This is a genomic window from Conexibacter sp. CPCC 206217, assembly GCF_030646165.1.
Lineage (GTDB): Bacteria > Actinomycetota > Thermoleophilia > Solirubrobacterales > Solirubrobacteraceae > Conexibacter.
This window is the reverse complement of record NZ_JAUTDO010000002.1, coordinates 1-17,283: the sequence shown is the minus strand read 5'-3', so window position 1 is coordinate 17,283 and position 17,283 is coordinate 1. Positions and strand designations below refer to the sequence as shown.

The window sequence follows — 17,283 nt, the reverse complement described above, 5'->3', positions numbered from 1 at the left end:
CGAGTCAGAGGCCGGCGAGACCGTCGCCGAGCAGCTTCGCGCCGAGCAGCAGCAGCACGACCGTCATGATCACGGCGTTGTTGTCGGCCATGAACTGCTTGATCTCGGCAAGCGGACGGGCGGCGCGCTCACCGGCTGCGAGGTGGAAGGCGACCGAGCCGGCGACGGTCGTCGAGCCGATCACGACGTAGACGGCGAGCGCCAGTGCGGTCCCGGTCGTATCGAGTCCCGCCTCGGCGATCGATGCCGCCGCGGTGAGCGTCAGCGCGAGGTTCTTGGGGTTCGCTGCCGCGAGGGCGGCGCCGAGCACCGCTGCGCGCCCGGGGCCCGCGCGGTCGAGCGTCGCCATCCAGCTCGGCTCCTCCGGCGTCGCATCGCGCCTTGGGCGCTTGGTCCACTGCTTTGCGGCCATCGCGAGGAACAGGATCCCGATCGCGATCTTCCACCAGTCGAGGCCAGCGTCGTCTCCGCCGGGATCGGTGGTGCCCGCGACGAGCAGCACGACGGCGGTGCTGACCGTCACCAGTCCCGCGATCCAGCCTGCCGCGAACGCCGGTCCCGCCGTGCGGGCGTGCTGGCCGCCGAGCACGCCCACGATGGCCACGATCGGGATCGGGCTCAACGCGACCGCGAGCGCCGAAGGGAGCAGATCGCCGATCGTCCCGTTCAGCACGACGCGCATCCTCTCACGATGCCACGCGCGGCGCTACGTTCAAGCGATGCACGCCGCACGCGCGTGTCGAGGTGCGCTGCGGCGGTCGCCGCCAGCGCCCTAGAAGCGCGGTGCTCGGCCGGGTCCGCGCCGCGCAGGCCGGGGTCGGCGACGTGCACGGCGTGGTCGCGCCGGAGGGGCCGGACTGGCGCCGCGGCGGCGACGCGCTCTACGGGTCGTTCCCGCTGCTGCTCGGCGCGATCGCGCTGCTGACCTTCCTGCTGCTCGCGCGGGGATCGCCGCGACGGGCTCGATCGCGGCCTGGGTCCCCTTCATGGTGTTCGCGTTCCTCTACGGCCTGTCGATGGACTACGAGGTCTTCGCCTTCGCCGCGCTCGCGGTCGGGCCGCAGGTCGACGTCAAGATCCTCGCGACCGGTCTGGCGGCCGGGATCCTGCTCGATGCCACGATCGTCCGGGCGCTGCTCGTGCCGGCCGCCGTCTCGCTGTTCGGGAGATGGAACTGGTATCTGCCCGACACCGCGGCGAAGCTCCTTCGCGTCAGACCGTTCCGTGCTGGCGAACCGTCATGGTCGTCCGGTGATCGTCCTGTTGTCGCGCGATGAACAGCTTGCGGCTCGTCGTGACCGTGGCGCCGGCCCAGCGGTCCCCGGCGTGCGGCGGCGATGCCGGTTCGACGCACGCCTGCAGCGCTGTGAGGTCGGCTGCGGCGAGGAAGTCGGCGAGGTTGCGCGTCGCTCGCTGCAGTTGGTTCGTGAGGAACGTGCGCGTCGCGGCGTCGTCCGGCGCCGTCATGGTGTCCGCCAAGGTCTGGGAGACGACGACGTCGAAGCCTGCGGCGTTGAGGATGCCGGGGTAGCGGTCGGCGTTCAGCGCGCCCGGCAGCGTCGGGCGCGCGCGCTCGAACCAGTCGGACTGGGCGGCTCGGACGCGGTCCCAGATGCCTGGGCGGCCGAGGTCGTCGGCCAATCGCACGACGATCGGGTCCGCGCGTTCGAGCAGGCAGACGAGGCCGTGGGGACGCAGCAGCGCGCGGACGCTCCTGAGTGCGGCGACCTCGTCGGCGGCGTGGTGGATCGCCATCCCCGCCCAGGCGAGGTCGAAGGTGCCGAGCGCCCCCAAGTCGCCGTCGAGGTCCAGTTCGCGGGTCTCCACGCGCGCGGACGCGCCGTGCCGTGAGGCACGGGCCTCGGCGCGGGCGAGCATCGCGCGGGAGCCGTCGACCGCGACGACGGCGGCGGACGGGAACGCCGCGGCGAGCGCGACCGTCGCGACGCCCGGCCCGCAGCCGAGGTCGAGGATGCGGCAGACCTCGGCGTCGCCCGCGTCGAACAGCTCGGCGCACTGGGCGATCGCCTGGTCGGTCACGCCGGCCGCGAGGGTGCCCTCCAGCGTGAGGGCGTCGGCGATGCGGTCGCTGTCGAACGCGCCCGCGTGGTGGGCCGTGTGCGCGCTGTGGTCGGGACGGTGATGTGGCATGGAGACCACGCTAGTCGCAGCCTGCGCAGATGGCATAGGATCTTGCCAATGACGCAAGAAGTCTCGCTGGAGGACGTCGCGCGCCGCCGCCTGCGGACGCTCCGCAAGGCGCGCGGCTGGTCACTCGACGAACTGGGGCGTCGCGCGCACATCGGGCCGTCGACGCTCAGCCGGCTGGAGAGCGGCCAGCGACGGATCGCGGTCGACCATCTCGTGACGCTCGCCCGCGCGCTCGGCACGACCGTCGAAGAGCTGGTCGCCGAGGAGGAGGACGACGTCGTGATCCGCCCGCGCCGCGACGAGGCGGGCGGATCGACGTTCTGGCTGCTCACCCGCCCCGACGATCCGTCCGGGCGCGTCGTGGCGAAGATGCGCATCCCGGCCCACGAGCGGCTTCCCGAGGCGCGCGTGCATCCCGGCCGCGACTGGTTCTACGTGCTCGACGGCACCGTGCGCCTGCAGCTCGGCAGACGCGAGCTGCTCGTGACCGCGGGCAACGCCGCGAGCTTCGACACGATGACCCCGCACAGCATGAGCGGCCACGGCGGCCCGGCCGAGATCCTGTCGATCCTCGACCACCACGGCGAGCGCGCCCACCTGCACGGCTGAGCGGCGGCTCGTCCAGGCGGCGTCCTAGGAAGAGCGCCTGAGCGGCGCCGGCGCGCGCGCCGGCGCCTGTCGTCGCGCCGCCTCCTGCGGCCGCGCCGCGGGGACGATCATCGGCGCGCCGCTGGCGGGGCAGGGGACGACGAGGCAGTCGAGTCCGAAGACCTCCGACACCAGTTCGGCCGTGACGATCTCGGCCGGGTCGCCCTCGGCGACGACGGCGCCGTCGCGCATCGCGATCAGGTGCGTCGCGTAGCGGCAGGCGTGATTGAGGTCGTGCAGCACGGCGACGAGCGTGCGGCCGTCCCGGTGCAGCTGCGCGCAGAGGTCGAGCACCTCCATCTGGTGCGCGACGTCGAGGAAGGTCGTCGGCTCGTCGAGCAGCAGCAGCGGGGTCGACTGCGCCAACGCCATCGCAAGCCAGACGCGCTGGCGCTGGCCGCCGGACAGCTCGTCGACGAGCCGCTGCGCGAGATCCTCGACCGCCGTCTGGCGCAGCGCGTCGCGGACCGCCTGCTCATCCTCGCGCGACCACTGCCGCAGCAGCCGCTGGTACGGGTGGCGGCCGCGCGCGACCAGCTCCTCGACGGTGATCCCGTCCGGCGCGGTCGAGGACTGCGGCAGCAGCCCGACGCGGCGCGCGACCTGCTTGGTCGGCAGCGACGAGATCTCGCCGCCGTCCAGCAGCACCGACCCGGCGCGCGGCTTCAGCATCCGCACGAGCGCGCGCAGCAGCGTCGACTTGCCGCAGGCGTTGGGCCCGACGATCGCGGTGAAGCCGCCGGCCGGGATCGCGACGGTCAGGTCGCTGGCGACGACGTTGCCGTCGTAGGCCAGCGTGACCGCGCGCGTCTGCAGCGGCGCCTCGTCGCTCATGCGCGTCCTCGCTTCCATTCGATCGTCAGCAGCCAGGCGAGGTAGCAGCCGCCGAACGCGCCTGTCATCACGCCGACGGGCAGCGCCGTCCCCGGCACCAGCCGCTGCGCCGCGACGTCGGCCGCGAGCACGATCAGCGCGCCGGTCAGCGCCGAGCAGACCAGCGGCGGCGAGGCGGTGCGCGTCAGCCGCCGCGCGATCTGCGGCGCCGTCAGCGCGACGAAGCCGATCGGGCCCGCCGCGACGGTGCAGAGCGCGACCAGCCCGACGCCGAGCGCGACGAGCGCCAGCCGCGCCCGCTCGACGCGCACGCCGAGCGCGTGCGCGGTGTCGTCGCCCAGCTCCAGGACACGCAGGACGCGGCCGCCGGGCACCGTCAGCGGCAGCAGGACGGCGAGCCCGATCGCCAGCGGCACGACGTCGTCCCAGTCGCGGCCGTTGAGCGAGCCCAGCAGCCAGCGCGTCGCCTCCAGCGCCTCCTCGATGCGGGCGCGCGACAGCAGGAAGTCGATCACCGCGACCATCAGGAAGCTGATCGCGATGCCGATCAGGATCAGGCGGTAGCCGGACGTGCCGCGGCGGCCGAACGCGAGGCCGTAGACGAGCAGCGCCGTGAAGGCGCCGCCCGCCAGCGCCCCGAGCGCGACCGCGGCGCCCGACCCCGCGAGGATCGTGATCACGACGAGCGCGCCGACGGACGCGCCGTCCTGGAAGCCGATCAGGTCCGGCGAGCCGAGCGGGTTGCGCGTCAGCGACTGGAAGATCGCGCCGGAGATCGCGAGCGCGACGCCGACGAGCAGGCCGGTGAGCGCGCGCGGCAGGCGCAGGTCGCGCACGATGAAGGTCGTGCCGGCGTCGCTGCCGCCTGTCAGCGCGGCGATCACGCCGCGCGGGCCGATCGGGAAGTCGCCGGTGCCGATCGCGACGACCATCAGCGCCGCGAGCGCGACCGTCAGCAGAGCGCCGACGACGAGCGGCCGGCGGCGCGTCCGCAGCGAGACGGCGTCGCCGATCCGCACGACGCGTGGGGCGGGGCGCGTGCGGGGGTGCGAGCGCGTTCGATTGCGCGCGAGCGCCGTCACGGCGCCGCGATCGGCTTGCAGGTGCGCGCGAGCGTCGTCACAGCGCCGCGATCCGCTTGCGCCGCACCAGCGCGATGAAGACCGGGGCGCCGATCACGGCGACCATCACGCCGACGGGCAGTTCGGCCGGCCGCACGAGCACGCGGCCGATCACGTCCGCGACGAGCATCAGCGCCGCGCCGAGCACCGCCGAGTAGGCCAGCACCCAGCGCTGGTCGGGACCGCAGATCGCGCGGCCCGCGTGCGGGACGGTGAGGCCGAGGAAGTACATCGGCCCGGCGGCCGCGGTCGCCGCGCCGCACAGCAGCGTGATCGAGACCGCGCCGCCGATTCGCGTGCGCCCGACACGGGCGCCGAGCGCGCGCGCCGAGTCCTCGCCCAGCGCGAGCGCGTTGAGCGGACGCGCCAGCACCATCGCGAGCGCCGCACCGGCCACTAGGAACGGCAGGATCGTGTCGAGCGGCACACGACCGCGTCCGCTCAGCGACCCGACCGACCAGAAGTTGTATTGCTGCAGCAGTCTCGCGTCGCCGAGCGCGATGCCGTAGATCAGCGCCGTCAGCGCCGCCGTCAGCGCGGTGCCGGCGAGCGCCAGGCGCACCGGCGTCGCGCCGCCGCGCCCGGCGCCGCCGATCGCATAGACGGCGATCGACGCCAGCGCCGCGCCGGCGAACGCGAACCAGATCGAGCCGGTGGCGCCGGAGAGCCCGAGCGAGAGCGCGATCACGACCGCGGCGGACGCGCCGGCGTTGACGCCGAGCAGGCCCGGATCGGCGAGCGGGTTGCGCGTCAGCGCCTGCATCAGCGCGCCTGCGACGCCGATCGACGCGCCGACCGCGATCCCGAGCAGCGTGCGCGGCACGCGGATGTCGCGCACGATCTCCGCCTCCGCCGAGCTGCCGCCGTGCAGCAGCGCGTCGACGACGTCGGCGAGCGGGATCGATCTCGCGCCGACCGCGAGGCTGAGCGCGGCGGCGACGGCGAGCAGCGCGACGCTGACAGCGAGCCCCAAGCCGGCGACCGCGCGGCTGCGACCTGCGCGCGATTGGGATGTGACGGGAACGGCGAGGCTCACGGGACAGTCAGGGCACGCGGACGAGTTCGTTGCACTCGAGCACGTTTGTTAGGGTAGCCTAATGATGTCCGTCAAGCGTCCCTTATTGCTCGTCGTCGTCGCGCTTGTCGCGACCCTAGCGCTCGCCGCCTGCGGTTCGGACGAAGGATCCTCGTCCTCTGACACCCCCGCCGGCACGACGGCCGGCAGCACGACGGCCGACGCCGCAGCCGGCGCGTTCCCCGCCACCGTCGAGCACAAGTTCGGCACCACGACCGTCCCGTCAGCGCCGAGACGGATCGTGACGGTCGGCCTGACCGAGCAGGACACCGTGCTCGCGCTCGGCCACACGCCGATCGCGACGACCGAGTGGTACGGCGAACAGCCCTACGCCGTCTGGCCGTGGGCGAGAGCGGCGCTCGGCGACGCCAGACCGGAGGTCCTCTCCAACGCCGACGGGATCGAGTACGAGCGGATCGCCGCGCTGCGACCCGATCTGATCATCGGCGTCAACGCCGGGCTCAAGCGCGACGACTACGAGAAGCTCTCCAAGCTCGCGCCGACGGTCGCCTCCGGCAGAGGCAGCACCGAGTACTTCTCGCCGTGGTACCAGCAGGTCGAGCTGGTCGCGGCCGCGCTCGGCAAGCCCGCGGAGGGCCGCGCGCTGATCGAGCAGGTCAGAGCCGACTACGCGAGCGCCGCCAGAGCGCATCCGCAGTTCGCCGGCAAGACCGTCACGTTCAGCCAGAACGGCTTCTACGACGGGATGATCTACGCCTACCCCGACGGGCTCAGCACCGACTTCCTGACGATGCTCGGCTTCACGATCAACCCGAGACTGACGCCGCTGATCCAGAGACGCGGCGAGCAGGTCGGCGTCTCCGAGGAGCGCATCGACGTGCTCGACGCCGACGTGATGGTGTTCGCGACCGAGAGAGCGTCCGACATCGCCGCGCTGGAGAAGGTGCCGACGTTCGAGACGCTCAGAGCGGTGGCGGACAGCAGAGCGGTCTTCACCGACGGGACGCTCGCCGGCGCGATGTACTTCGACACGCCGCTGGCGCTGGAGTACGTGCTGGAGCACCTCACGCCGCAGCTCGCAGACGCCGTCGCCGGCAGATCGCCGCGCAGGATGGTCGGCGCCGCTGGGTGAGCCCGCTCGCGACAGCCGCGGGTCCGGTCTGTGAATCGGCCGTCACCGTTACTTCACAGCTCCATCACAACGATGTATGGGGGCGGGGGTGAAATGAGAGACCTCACGCCGCATTCCTCCTGTGTCGGCGTGCGAGGCAGCCCCGCCTCTTCCCCTTGAGAAGGACCTCTTCATGCGTGCATCCCGGCTCGCCCGGATCATCGCTGCCGCGGCCGCGGCAGCGTTGGTCGCCATCCTCGGAGCCGCAGGCGCCGTCGCGCTCGGATCGTCGAGCGCACCTCCAGGATGGCTGGTTGCGAGCGCGCCGGAGCGCATGCAGATGGTCGTGCAGGCACCGTCGTCGGTGACGAGCACGCTCGCCGCCTTCCCGGTCAAGGTGCTGCTGAAGCCGGACACGTTCGACTACACGCACGCCGATCCGCAGCATCTCTCCTTCACCGCGGGCGACGACGCGACGGCGCTGCCGTACGAAGTCGAGCAGTGGGACCCCAACGGCACCAGCACGGTCTGGGTGAAGCTGCCCGCGCTGAGCGCCGCGGCTGCGAACCTCGACGTCTACTTCGGCGACGGCGCGCCGCAGAACGCGACGTCGGCCGCCGGCGTCTGGGACGGTCACTACGTCGCGGTCAACCACTTCGACGCCGCCTCGACCACGCAGAGAGACTCCACCTCCAACGGCTTCGACGGCACGCTCGAGGGCTCAGACGCGGCGACCACCGGGCCCGGCCAGGTCGGCCAGGTCGGCGGTCTCGCCGTCGCGCTGAACGGGACCGACGGCGACGTCGACTTCGGCACGTCGATCGGCGCGACGGTCTCCGACTACACGTTCTCGACGACCGTCGACGTGACCGACGCGATGCTCGCCGACACCAAGTACCACCTCGTCGGCGGCCGCGACCAGTACAGCGGCGCGCATCCGGGCGAGCAGTTCTCGATGTTGATCTACAGAGGGCACGTCTACGCATCGCAGTACCCGGCGAGAAACACCCCGAACACCGATGCCGCGTCGGCGATCACCGCCGGCTGGCACACGTTCACGGTCTCCTACGACAGCACCGCGAGAACGCTGCGGCTGTTCGTCGACGGCGCGCTCGCGGAGACGCTGACGGGCGTGCCCGCGCTGCCGACGGGCGACCCGCTGGCGCACTTCCTGCTCGGCGCGTACACGAGAAACGTCGACACCGGCACGACCACCAACACCGCCTTCACCTACGACGAGTTCCGCCTCTCCGACGAGGTCCGCAGCGCGGACTGGATCGCGGCCGACCAGCTCGCCCAGACCGACCAGCTCGTCACCGCCGCGCACTGGCAGACGCAGGACGACGTGACCACGACGGATCCGACGGACCCGACGGATCCGACGACGCCGAGCGGCGGTCCCTCCGACTGGCAGGTCCCGTCGGCCGAACGGCGCCTCCAGGTCGCCGTGCAGGCGCCCGGCGTCGGCGGCGCGGTGACGAACTTCCCGGTGCTCGTCCAGTTCGACACGAGCAACTTCGACTACGGCGCCGCGGCCCCCGACCACCTCGTCTTCCTGGCCGAGGGCGACGACACGCCGCTGCCGTACGAGATCGAGCGCTGGAACACGCACGGCGCCAGCACGGCGTGGGTCAAGTTCCCGTCGCTGGACAGCACGGCCAAGACGCTGAACCTCTACTACGACGGCACGCCGCTGAACACGACCGACGCGACCGACGTGTGGGAGGCCGGCTACGCGACGGTCAACCACTTCGCCAGCGACGAGGGCACGCTCGACGACTCGACCCAGAACGGCTGGAGAGGCACCGCCGCGACCGGGGCCGGCCAGTACCAGCAGGAGACCGGGTCGAGAACCTACGGCTTCACGCTGAACGGCACCGACGGCGCGATCGACTTCGGCGCGGCGATCGGCGCCGACCTGGAGCACTACACCTACTCGGCGACCGTCAACGTCACCTCGGCGATGGTCACCGACAGCACATACCACCAGATCGGCGGGCGCGACCAGTACAGCGGCGCGCATCCGGGCGAGCAGTTCTCGATGCTGATCTACAGAGGTCACGCCTACGCCTCCCTCTACAACGGCAGCGGCACCGTCTCGACGTCGCAGGCCGACGCCGACTCGGCCGTGACCGCCGGCTGGCACACGTTCACGCAGACCTACGACGGCGCCGCGCTGCGCCTCTACGTCGACGGCACGCTCGCCGAGAGCGCCGCGACCACCGCGACGGTCAACCACGCGGACCTGATCCACTTCCTGCTCGGCACCTACACGGCCAACGCCGGCAGCAGCACCTTCACGCCGTTCACCTACGACGAGATGCGCATCTCCGACACGGTCCGCTCGGCCGACTGGATCAAGGCCGAGTACCTCGCCCAGAGCAACCAGCTGGCGACGCCGGCCGCCACCTCGCAGACGCAGAACGGCAACGTGCTGCTGTCGGTGACGGCGCCGGGCGCGAGCGCCACCGTCGGCTCGGCGATGACGCTGACGGGCACCGTCGACCAGCCCGCGACCGTGACCTACAAGCTCGACGCGGGCGACGAGGTCTCGCTCGGCTCGGTCAGCGGCGCGTTCAGCGCGCCGATCTCCGGCCTCTCCGACGGCGACCACCACCTCACCGTGACCGCCACGGGCGCCGGCGAGGGCAACACGACGACCCGCACGATCGACTTCACCAGCGACGCGACCGCGCCGCAGATCGTCTTCAACACGCCGCACGACGGTCAGAAGTTCGGCGTGCACCAGTCGTTCAGACTGGACGTCGCGACGTCCGACCCGTCCGGCGTCGCCTCGACGACGCTGAAGATCGACGGCGCCTCCTACGCCGACGGCGACACGATCGGCTCCGACGACCTCACGCCGGGTGCGCACACGCTCGTCGTGACCGCCGCCGACCGGCTCGACAACTCGACCAGCAGAGAGATCGGCTTCTCGACGGGCGCGGAGGCGAGCTTCAGCGGCGTCACCCCGGCCGACGGCGCCAAGGGCCTCGATCCCGCCCACACCACGCTCGGCATCACGGCGACCAGCGCGCTCGGCGGCAGCTTCGACCTCGCGTTCAAGCGCGGCTACGTCGCCGACGCTGCAGACGGCGGGATCGACGGCGTCGCGCAGGGCAGCTCGGCGAACGCCCAGCCCGGCCGCGACGGCGGCGACGCCGTCGTCGACGCGAGCGGCATCGACGCCCGCGACGACGGCTCGAGCCTCGTCACCGGCAGCACCGACGCCTACCCGTTCCAGCGCTTCGACGTGAAGGTGCCGGCCAGCCTCGGCTCCAGCAGGTTCACGCCGAAGTGGAGCGGCAGCGTGCCGGCCGGCGAGCGCGCTGCGCTGTCGGTCTGGAACAAGACCACGCGCGCCTGGCAGCTGCTCGACTCCGCCACCGGCGACGGCGACAGAATGACCCTGTCGGGCGACGCGACCGTCGCTGACACCGTCACCGACGGCAAGGCGCAGCTGCTCGTGCAGGACGCGCCGGTCAGCGCCTTCGGCAACAGCAGCGACACGCTCAAGACGGCATGGGTGACCGACACCCAGTTCTACTCCGAGTCGAACCCGAGAACGTTCGACGCCGAGACGCAGTGGGTGCTGGACCACAACGACGCCGCGGCTGCGGCCGACCAGATCAGATACGGCTTCCTCACCGGCGACATCGTCAACGCCGCCGGCCAGGGCTTCCAGTGGACGAACGCCTCGCCGGCGATGCAGCGCTGGGACGACGCCGGCTTCCCGTACGGGATCGTCGAGGGCAACCACGACCTGACCGTCTGCAACTACACGAGCAGCAACGGCTGCGGGCCGTCGGACGCGCAGAACTCGCAGCTGCCCGCCTACGCCACCTACCAGAGCTACTTCGGCGCCGATCGCTATGCCGCGAACCCGTGGTACGGCGGCAGCCAGTTCGACAACGCGCAGCACTACGACGTGCTCTCGACGCCGAAGGCCGACTACCTGTTCGTCTACCTCGACCTGTACCTGACGCCGGACGAGATCACGTGGGCCAACCAGGTGATCCGGTCGCATCCGAACGCCAACGTGATCCTGGCGACGCACGAGTACACCGAGCAGAACGGCTCCTACGTCACCGAGCAGCCGCTCGCCGGCGTCGGCATCGGCCAGCGCATCTACAACCAGATCGCGGCGCCGAACAGAAACGTGATCGCGGTCTTCAGCGGCCACGTCTGGCCCAGCGAGCACCGGCAGACGAAGGACCTCGGCAACGGGCGCGTCCTGGACGAGATCCTCTACGACCCGCAGAGCCAGCCCAACCAGGGCAACGGCTGGATGGCGACCGTCGACTTCGACACCGCGAACCAGACGATCACCAAGCGAGAGTTCTCGGTCACCAACGCCGCGCTCGGCAACAACTACATGGGCAACGAGTCGCAGGCGAACTTCACGATCCCGATGAATGTAACCGCGCCCGACCGTTCCCTCTCGACCGACTACGTCGCGGTCAGCGCGCTCGGCTCGGACACGATCGGGGAGGCCCACGACGTCGCCTCCGGCGCGCCCGCGACCGTCGCGGTCCCGCCGTCGCTGCTGAGAATCGGCGAGCCGTTCGCCTGGTACGTCACGGCGACCGACGACGACGGCGCGGTCACGACCTCGCCGCTGTACCAGCTGACGCCGGCGGCGGCGTTCGACAGCACCGTCGTGCAGATCACCGGCACGCCGAAGCAGGGCCAGACGCTGTCCGCCGACACCTCCGGCTTCTCGCCGCAGGCGGACGCGTACACGTACCGCTGGAACGCCGACGGCACCGCGATCGACGGCCAGACCGACGCGACGCTGAGACTGACCGCCGGCATGGTCGGCAGAGCGATCACCGTGTCGGTGCACGCGACGAAGGCCGACTACGCGGACGCCGACGCGCAGTCCGCCGCCGTGACCGTCGTCGACGGCGACTTCACGCCCGGCGAGCTGTCGGTCGACGGCGATGCGAGAGTCGGCCGCACGGTCTCCGCGCAGCTCGACGGGTGGGACCCGCAGCCGGCCGCCGGCGACGTCCGCTACCAGTGGCTGCTCGACGGCAGCGCGATCCAGGGCGCGACGTCGGCGACCTACGCGATCCCCGCCGACCAGGTCGGCAAGGCGCTGAGCGTCCGGATCGCGATCGACGGCGTCTACGGCGGGCTGCAGACGACCTCGGCCGGCGTCGCGATCAGAGCCGGCACGCTCGGCGCGGGCAACGCCCCGACCGTCGGCGGCACCGCGAAGGTCGGCAAGACCGTCACCGCCGAGCCCGGCTCCAGCGACCCGGCCGACGATGGCCACCCGAGCTACCAGTGGCTGCTCGGCGGCCAGCCGATCGCGGGGCAGACCCAGCCGACGTACGCGGTCAAGCCCAGCGACGCGAATGCCGCGCTGCGGGTGCGCGTGACGCATCACAAGGCCGGCTATGGCGACCTCGACGTCGACTCCGCCGCCGTCACGGTCGCGAAGGGCGACTTCGCCGCCGGCTCGCCGACGATCAGCGGACCGGTCAAGGTCGGCGAGCAGGTCTCCGCAGTCGCGGGTGCATGGTCCCCCAACCCGGAGAGCGTCACCTACCAGTGGCTGCTCGACGGCCAGGCGGTGAGCGGTGCGACCGCGGCGACGTACACGATCGCGGCGGCCGGCAACGGCCACCGGCTGAGCGTCGCGGTCTCCGTGCACGCGACCGGCTACGCGGACGGCAGCGCGACGTCCGACGAGCAGAAGGTCGCCGCCGGCACGCTGCTGGCGAGCACCGATCCGACGATGCGGGGCACGTTCCAGGTCGGCGAGACGATCGGCGCGACCGCCGGAACGTGGTCGCACGACGCTCGCACGACCGGCTACCAGTGGCTGCTCGACGGCCAGCCGATCGCGGGCGCCACGGCGGCGTCCTACACGCTGCCCGCTTCGGCGGCCGGCCACTGGCTGAGCGTCCAGCTGACGGCCGAGGCCGACGGCTACGCGCCGGCGATCGCGACGTCGCAGAGCATGTCGATCGCCAGCGCGCCGGCGCCGGCGGGGCCGACGCCGCCCTCCGGCGGCGACCCGAGCGGGCCGTCCGCGCCGCCGGCCGGCACGCCGCTCGCCAGTGGGTCGAGAGAGGCGGCGATGAAGCCGCTGACGCGTCCGTCGCGGTTCGTCGTGTCGGGCTCCAAGCGCGTCGGGACGACGCTCGAGGTGAAGGTCGCCAAGGGCAAGTGGCCGGCGCACACGACGCTGCGCTACCAGTGGTACGCCGGCGGCAAGAAGATCAGGGGGGCGACGAAGCCGAGCTACAAGGTCGCCGCCAAGTACCGCGGCAAGAGGCTGACGGTGAAGGTGACCGGCTCGCGCAAGGGATTCCGCTCGATCACGGTGACGGTCGCGGCTGGCAAGGTCGCGGCGGCCGTCAAGGCGTCCGCGCGCAGGCGCGACGCCGCGAAGGGGAAGGCCGCCACGAAGTAGCAGCCGGCTCGTGCGCGCTGCTGGAGGGAGCTTCCCCCAGCACCGCGCACGAGCTGCTCGCGCGAGTCGTTCCTGCCCAGAGCTTGTTGGCGCCATGCCATGGCGCTAGCCTTTGGCTATGGCTGCTGAGACTGCGACGATCCGGGTGACCCGTCAGACGCGCGATCTGCTTGCTGCGCAGGCGCACGAGCGAGGGATGTCGCTGTCGGCGATGCTCGAGGAGCTGGCGCGCGACGTTGCTCGTGAGGCGGTCTTCCGCTCCGAGCGTGAGGCCGCCCGCGCGGATGCTGTGGATCGGGGCGCGCAGGATGACGAGCGCGCGTGGGCCGCGGCGCTCGGTGATGGCGTCGACTGAGCCGCATCGGGGGGAGATCTGGCTCGTCTCGCTTGGTGCCGCGCGCAAGGGGGAGCCGGGCAAGAACCGCCCGGCGATCGTGATCTCGGTCGACGACATCGTCGCCGGCGCTGAGCATGAGCTGTTCGTCGTCGTCCCGGTCTCGAGTTCGCGCGCACCGTCGCTGTTGCGTCCGAGGGTCTCGCCGCAGGAGGGCATCGACGGTGACAGCGCGGCGATCTGCCGAGGCGTTCGCGCGGTCTCCCGCTCGCGGCTGCTGCGGCCGATCGGCACGCTGGAGCCGGGGACGCTCCGCGAGGTCGAACGGGCCCTGGCGCTGATCCTCGGCATCGCCGAGATCAGACGTTAGCCAGCGGTCTGCGGCGGAGCGGCGACGATCAGGAGCGAGTTGCCGTCGGGGTCGCGCAGGCGGAACTGCGTCGGGACGCCGGCGAGCGGGGCGCCGCTCCACCACATCATCTCGCTCTCGCGCAGCGGGGCGTCGTCGACGTCGACGCCGCGGGCGCGCAGGCGAAGTCATTGCAACGCGCGTGGCGGGCGTTCTGTTGGCTGTCATGTCCCCATCGACCGGGGACGGGACGGAACTCATCGCGGCGGCCGCTTCGCCTCGGGCCGTGCCGAAATCGACACGCTCAGCTGACGTGTTCGCGCGGCAGCGTTCGCGTCAGCGGCGGGTTCTGACGACGATCCGTCTCAGCGCCGGTCTCTGTTCGTTCGCCTTCGCGGTCAGCGTGAGCGTGTAGGTGCGGCCGCGGCGGGCGTTCTTCGCGAGTCTGAGCGTGATCGTCCGACGGAGCGTGCGCCCTGCGGCGACGGTGCCGAGCTTGGCACAGCGGCTGGCCGTGAGCGCTCTTGCGCTCGTGCGGGCGCAGAGCGTGACGCGGGTGGCAGGGACCTTGCCTCTGTTGCGCAGCGTAACGGTCAGCCGCAGCCGCTTGCCGGGGGCGAGCGAGACGCGGGCGGGGCGGGCGGACAGCGCGAGGGCCGCGCCGCGAGCGGTCGAGCCGCCGGCTCTGCCGCCGCCCGCGCCGCCTGCCCCGTCGCCACCCGCCCCGCCGCCACCGGTTCCGCCGCTGCCGCCAGTTCCGCCACCGCCGGTGTCACCGCCACCAGCCGCGCCCCCGCCGCCACCTGCTCCGCCGCCGGTGTCACCACCACCGCCGGCGCCGCCTCCGCCCCCACCACCGGGGTCGCCGCCACCGCCGTCGCCGCCACCGCCATCCGGCGCGGGCGTCGCGGTCCCCGTCAGCGCGATCGTCTTCAGCGGCGCCGCGGGGGCGTCGGAGACGATCGTGAGGGTTGCTGCGCGGGGGCCGGCGACGAGCGGAGCGAATGCGACCGTGGCGACGCAGCTCTGGCCGGCGGGGATCGGACGGTCGACACAGCCTGCGGCGCTGAAGTCGCCGGCGTCGGTGCCGGTGACGGTCAGCGAGCTGATCCGCAAGCCATGGTCGCCCGGGTTGGAGATCGTCACGGTCGCGCTCGCGGGGGCGGCGCCGACCTGGCTGGAGCCGACGTCGAGCGTGGGTGCGACGTCGAGCTGCGGTTCGCTGTCGTTGATCAGCACGAACAGCCGCGACGGGAACGAGACGTTGGTGGCGAGGACGTCGAGGCGGCCGTCGCCGTCGAGGTCGGCGATCGCGCCCGCGTTCATGCCCGCGCCCGCTCTGATCGGCGCGCTTGCCGTCGGCGCGAAGCGGCCCGCGCCGTCGCCGAACAGCGGCCAGATGCCCTCGTTGATCGGCAGGGCCGCGTCGAGGCGGCCGTCGCCGTCGAGGTCGCCGAGCGCAAGCGAGAAGGCGGTCGCCGGGTTGAGGTCGGGCGGGGTCACGAACGAGTCGGTCGGGCCGACGCGGAACGTGCCGTCGCCGTTGCCGAGCAGGACGCCGACCGTGTTGGTCTTGTTGTCTCTGCTCGCCGGGATCACCGGTGCGGCGAGGTCGAGCGTGCCGTCGCCGTCGAGGTCGCCGGCGCTGAGCGCGAGCGTGCCGGAGCCGATGTCGTAGGGGCTGCCCGCGACGCTCGTGAAGCCGCCGGCGCCGTCGTTGCGCAGGACCGTCACGAGCCCGTTCACGACGAAGACGTGCGCGACGGCCGCGTCGAGGTCGCCGTCGCGGTCGAAGTCGGCGAGCGCGATCGCGCTCGGGTCGGTGCCGTCGAGCGCGACGTCGAGGCTGAGCGGGGCGCCGAACGTGCCGTCGCCGACGCCGGGCTGGACGACGAGCCGCGTCCCGGCCGGCAGCGCGGTCGGCACGACGAGGTCGAGGATCCCGTCGCCGGTGACGTCGCCGAGCGACATGCTGCCGGGGTTCCCCGGCACGGTCACCAGGTTCGCCGGACCGAAGCCGCCGTCGCCGTCGCCGAACAGGACGGCGACGTCCGAGCCGCCCTCTCTGGCCTGCAGCGCGAGCAGGTCGGCGTGGCCGTCGCCGTTGACGTCGGCGACCTTCAGCGGGCCGGCGTAGCTGCTGCCGAGCGCGCGCGGGCTCCCGGGCGCCGGGGCGTAGTCGCCCGTCGCCGCGTCGCGCAGCAGGATCGACAGGTCGCCCGACTGCAGCGAGACGGCGACGTCGGCGTCGCCGTCCTCGTCGAAGTCGCCGACGCCGAGCCCGATCTCGCTGCCGAGACCCGAGCCGGGCAGCGCGACGCTGCTTCTCGTGAACGTGATCGCGCCCGCCGGGACTGCCGGTGCGAGCACGAGGGCAGCCAGCAGCGCGAGCGCCGCGCCAAGGCGCGCGCGGGTCGTCCATGCCGTCACAGCCATCACCTCGCGTCGTCGATGTGACGCCGGCCTGACGGCGACGCCCTTCTCGGCAGACCAGCGTACGAACGCGCGCGCGCCCCGGCTATGGACCCCGGTCCCCGCGCGGCGGGACCTGGGTCCCCGGCTGGCGCTGACCGCCGCCGCGGCCAGCCTGCGGCGCGGGTCGGCCGGCTGGCGCACGATGCCCGCGGCCGCCGGCTGGCGCATCCGCCAGTCCTGCGGCCGGGCGCGGGTGGTTCGATGGCACGGTGACGTTCGCGCTGCGAGACGCGCAGGCGGCGGCCGGGCGGCCGCGCGCAGCGGCGCGATCGAGGTCCCGGTCCACCCGGCCTACCGCGGCCCGCTGCTGGAGCACATCCTCGCCGAGCCCGGCGAGCGGATCCTCGTCTGCGACGCCGAGCTGCTGCCGCGCCTGCGCGACCTGGCGCCGCCCGCGCTGGAGCGCGTAGTCATGCGCGTGACGGGCGAGCTGGACAGCGAGCAGGTCCCGCCCGGCGTCGACCGCGCTGCTCACCACGAGCGCGCGCGTGTCTCGATCGAGCGCGGTGACGGCGTCGAGCAGCGCCTGCAGGAACGGGCCGGAGAACTGGTTGACCGGCGGCCGGTCGAGCACGAGATGGGCGACGCCGTCGTCGTCCTGGACGGTCAGCCACGGACGTGAGCTCATCGACGCCAGCTCATCACGTCGGCCGCTCCTGCGGAGGCGGTGCAGCCGCGACTAGCGGTTGCGCCAGCGCTCAGGCGGCCGTGGCGGCCTGTGGTGTCGGCAGGTTGCCGATGTTGTAGTGGTGGCGGGTGGTGTAGAGGGTGGTGCGTTGGGCGGCGGGGCGGCCTGC

The 17,283-nt window shown here is 72.6% G+C and carries 13 protein-coding genes; 7 read left to right on the top strand and 6 right to left on the bottom strand.

Features of this window, described 5'->3' with window-relative positions:
- Positions 1 to 4: 4 nt before the first annotated feature.
- A complete protein-coding gene (locus Q7L65_RS04845; protein WP_304719167.1) occupies positions 5 to 682 on the bottom strand; it encodes a GAP family protein in 678 nt (225 codons plus the stop codon).
- Between the two features lie 304 nt (positions 683 to 986).
- On the opposite strand from Q7L65_RS04845, the gene Q7L65_RS04840 reads away from it, so the two are divergent.
- Positions 987 to 1,277 (top strand): MMPL family transporter, encoded by a 291-nt coding sequence (locus Q7L65_RS04840; protein ID WP_304719166.1) that lies wholly within the window; start codon positions 987 to 989, stop codon positions 1,275 to 1,277.
- On the opposite strand, the gene Q7L65_RS04835 is transcribed toward Q7L65_RS04840, so the two are convergent.
- Positions 1,213 to 2,151: a class I SAM-dependent methyltransferase gene (locus Q7L65_RS04835; protein ID WP_304719165.1), complete on the bottom strand. Its 939-nt coding sequence runs from the start codon at positions 2,149 to 2,151 to the stop codon at positions 1,213 to 1,215. The two genes, Q7L65_RS04840 and Q7L65_RS04835, sit on opposite strands and share 65 nt — an antisense overlap.
- 48 nt (positions 2,152 to 2,199) lie before the next feature.
- Between Q7L65_RS04835 and Q7L65_RS04830 the strand changes: the two genes are divergently transcribed.
- Positions 2,200 to 2,760 (top strand): helix-turn-helix domain-containing protein, encoded by a 561-nt coding sequence (locus tag Q7L65_RS04830; RefSeq protein ID WP_304719164.1) that lies wholly within the window; start codon positions 2,200 to 2,202, stop codon positions 2,758 to 2,760.
- Positions 2,761 to 2,784: 24 nt separating this feature from the next.
- Here Q7L65_RS04830 and Q7L65_RS04825 read toward each other — a convergent pair whose 3' ends face one another.
- From Q7L65_RS04825 to Q7L65_RS04815, 3 genes are read right to left on the bottom strand one after another with little or no spacing between them, the layout of a single operon-like run.
- Positions 2,785 to 3,633 (bottom strand): ABC transporter ATP-binding protein, encoded by an 849-nt coding sequence (locus Q7L65_RS04825; RefSeq protein ID WP_304719163.1) that lies wholly within the window; start codon positions 3,631 to 3,633, stop codon positions 2,785 to 2,787.
- A complete protein-coding gene (locus tag Q7L65_RS04820) occupies positions 3,630 to 4,715 on the bottom strand; it encodes an iron chelate uptake ABC transporter family permease subunit (protein WP_304719162.1) in 1,086 nt (361 codons plus the stop codon). Before Q7L65_RS04820 ends, Q7L65_RS04825 begins: the two co-directional genes overlap by 4 nt.
- 37 nt (positions 4,716 to 4,752) lie before the next feature.
- The gene (locus tag Q7L65_RS04815; RefSeq protein WP_304719161.1) at positions 4,753 to 5,790 is read right to left on the bottom strand and encodes an iron ABC transporter permease; all 1,038 of its coding nucleotides are present in this window, start codon (positions 5,788 to 5,790) and stop codon (positions 4,753 to 4,755) included.
- A gap of 64 nt (positions 5,791 to 5,854) precedes the next feature.
- Between Q7L65_RS04815 and Q7L65_RS04810 the strand changes: the two genes are divergently transcribed.
- The 4 genes from Q7L65_RS04810 to Q7L65_RS04795 all read left to right on the top strand — a co-directional run bounded on the left by Q7L65_RS04810 (position 5,855) and on the right by Q7L65_RS04795 (position 14,032).
- A complete protein-coding gene (locus Q7L65_RS04810) occupies positions 5,855 to 6,922 on the top strand; it encodes an ABC transporter substrate-binding protein (protein ID WP_304719160.1) in 1,068 nt (355 codons plus the stop codon).
- A gap of 172 nt (positions 6,923 to 7,094) precedes the next feature.
- A complete protein-coding gene (locus Q7L65_RS04805; RefSeq protein ID WP_304719159.1) occupies positions 7,095 to 13,328 on the top strand; it encodes a DUF2341 domain-containing protein in 6,234 nt (2,077 codons plus the stop codon).
- A gap of 118 nt (positions 13,329 to 13,446) precedes the next feature.
- Entirely contained in the window at positions 13,447 to 13,683 is a 237-nt protein-coding gene (locus tag Q7L65_RS04800) for a hypothetical protein (protein ID WP_304719158.1), read from the top strand.
- Entirely contained in the window at positions 13,670 to 14,032 is a 363-nt protein-coding gene (locus tag Q7L65_RS04795; RefSeq protein WP_304719157.1) for a type II toxin-antitoxin system PemK/MazF family toxin, read from the top strand. Before Q7L65_RS04800 ends, Q7L65_RS04795 begins: the two co-directional genes overlap by 14 nt.
- A gap of 315 nt (positions 14,033 to 14,347) precedes the next feature.
- Here the strand turns inward: Q7L65_RS04795 and Q7L65_RS04790 are convergent, their stop codons facing one another.
- Entirely contained in the window at positions 14,348 to 16,447 is a 2,100-nt protein-coding gene (locus tag Q7L65_RS04790; protein ID WP_304719156.1) for an FG-GAP-like repeat-containing protein, read from the bottom strand.
- 181 nt (positions 16,448 to 16,628) lie between these two features.
- On the opposite strand from Q7L65_RS04790, the gene Q7L65_RS04785 reads away from it, so the two are divergent.
- Positions 16,629 to 17,108, top strand: a complete 480-nt coding sequence (locus Q7L65_RS04785) for a hypothetical protein (protein WP_304719155.1) — start codon at positions 16,629 to 16,631, stop codon at positions 17,106 to 17,108.
- The last annotated feature ends 175 nt before the right edge of the window (positions 17,109 to 17,283 follow it).

What these genes read in the sequence shown, in the direction of transcription:
- Q7L65_RS04840 (WP_304719166.1), top strand. Translation starts at nt 987, where the DNA reads ATGGTGTTCGCGTTCCTCTACGGCCTGTCGATGGACTACGAGGTCTTC.
- Q7L65_RS04835 (WP_304719165.1), bottom strand. Translation starts at nt 2,151, where the DNA reads ATGCCACATCACCGTCCCGACCACAGCGCGCACACGGCCCACCACGCG.
- Q7L65_RS04795 (WP_304719157.1), top strand. Translation starts at nt 13,670, where the DNA reads ATGGCGTCGACTGAGCCGCATCGGGGGGAGATCTGGCTCGTCTCGCTT.
- Q7L65_RS04825 (WP_304719163.1), bottom strand. Translation starts at nt 3,633, where the DNA reads ATGAGCGACGAGGCGCCGCTGCAGACGCGCGCGGTCACGCTGGCCTAC.
- Q7L65_RS04810 (WP_304719160.1), top strand. Translation starts at nt 5,855, where the DNA reads ATGTCCGTCAAGCGTCCCTTATTGCTCGTCGTCGTCGCGCTTGTCGCG.
- Q7L65_RS04785 (WP_304719155.1), top strand. Translation starts at nt 16,629, where the DNA reads ATGCCCGCGGCCGCCGGCTGGCGCATCCGCCAGTCCTGCGGCCGGGCG.
- Q7L65_RS04805 (WP_304719159.1), top strand. Translation starts at nt 7,095, where the DNA reads ATGCGTGCATCCCGGCTCGCCCGGATCATCGCTGCCGCGGCCGCGGCA.
- Q7L65_RS04830 (WP_304719164.1), top strand. Translation starts at nt 2,200, where the DNA reads ATGACGCAAGAAGTCTCGCTGGAGGACGTCGCGCGCCGCCGCCTGCGG.
- Q7L65_RS04800 (WP_304719158.1), top strand. Translation starts at nt 13,447, where the DNA reads ATGGCTGCTGAGACTGCGACGATCCGGGTGACCCGTCAGACGCGCGAT.
- Q7L65_RS04845 (WP_304719167.1), bottom strand. Translation starts at nt 682, where the DNA reads ATGCGCGTCGTGCTGAACGGGACGATCGGCGATCTGCTCCCTTCGGCG.
- Q7L65_RS04790 (WP_304719156.1), bottom strand. Translation starts at nt 16,447, where the DNA reads ATGGCTGTGACGGCATGGACGACCCGCGCGCGCCTTGGCGCGGCGCTC.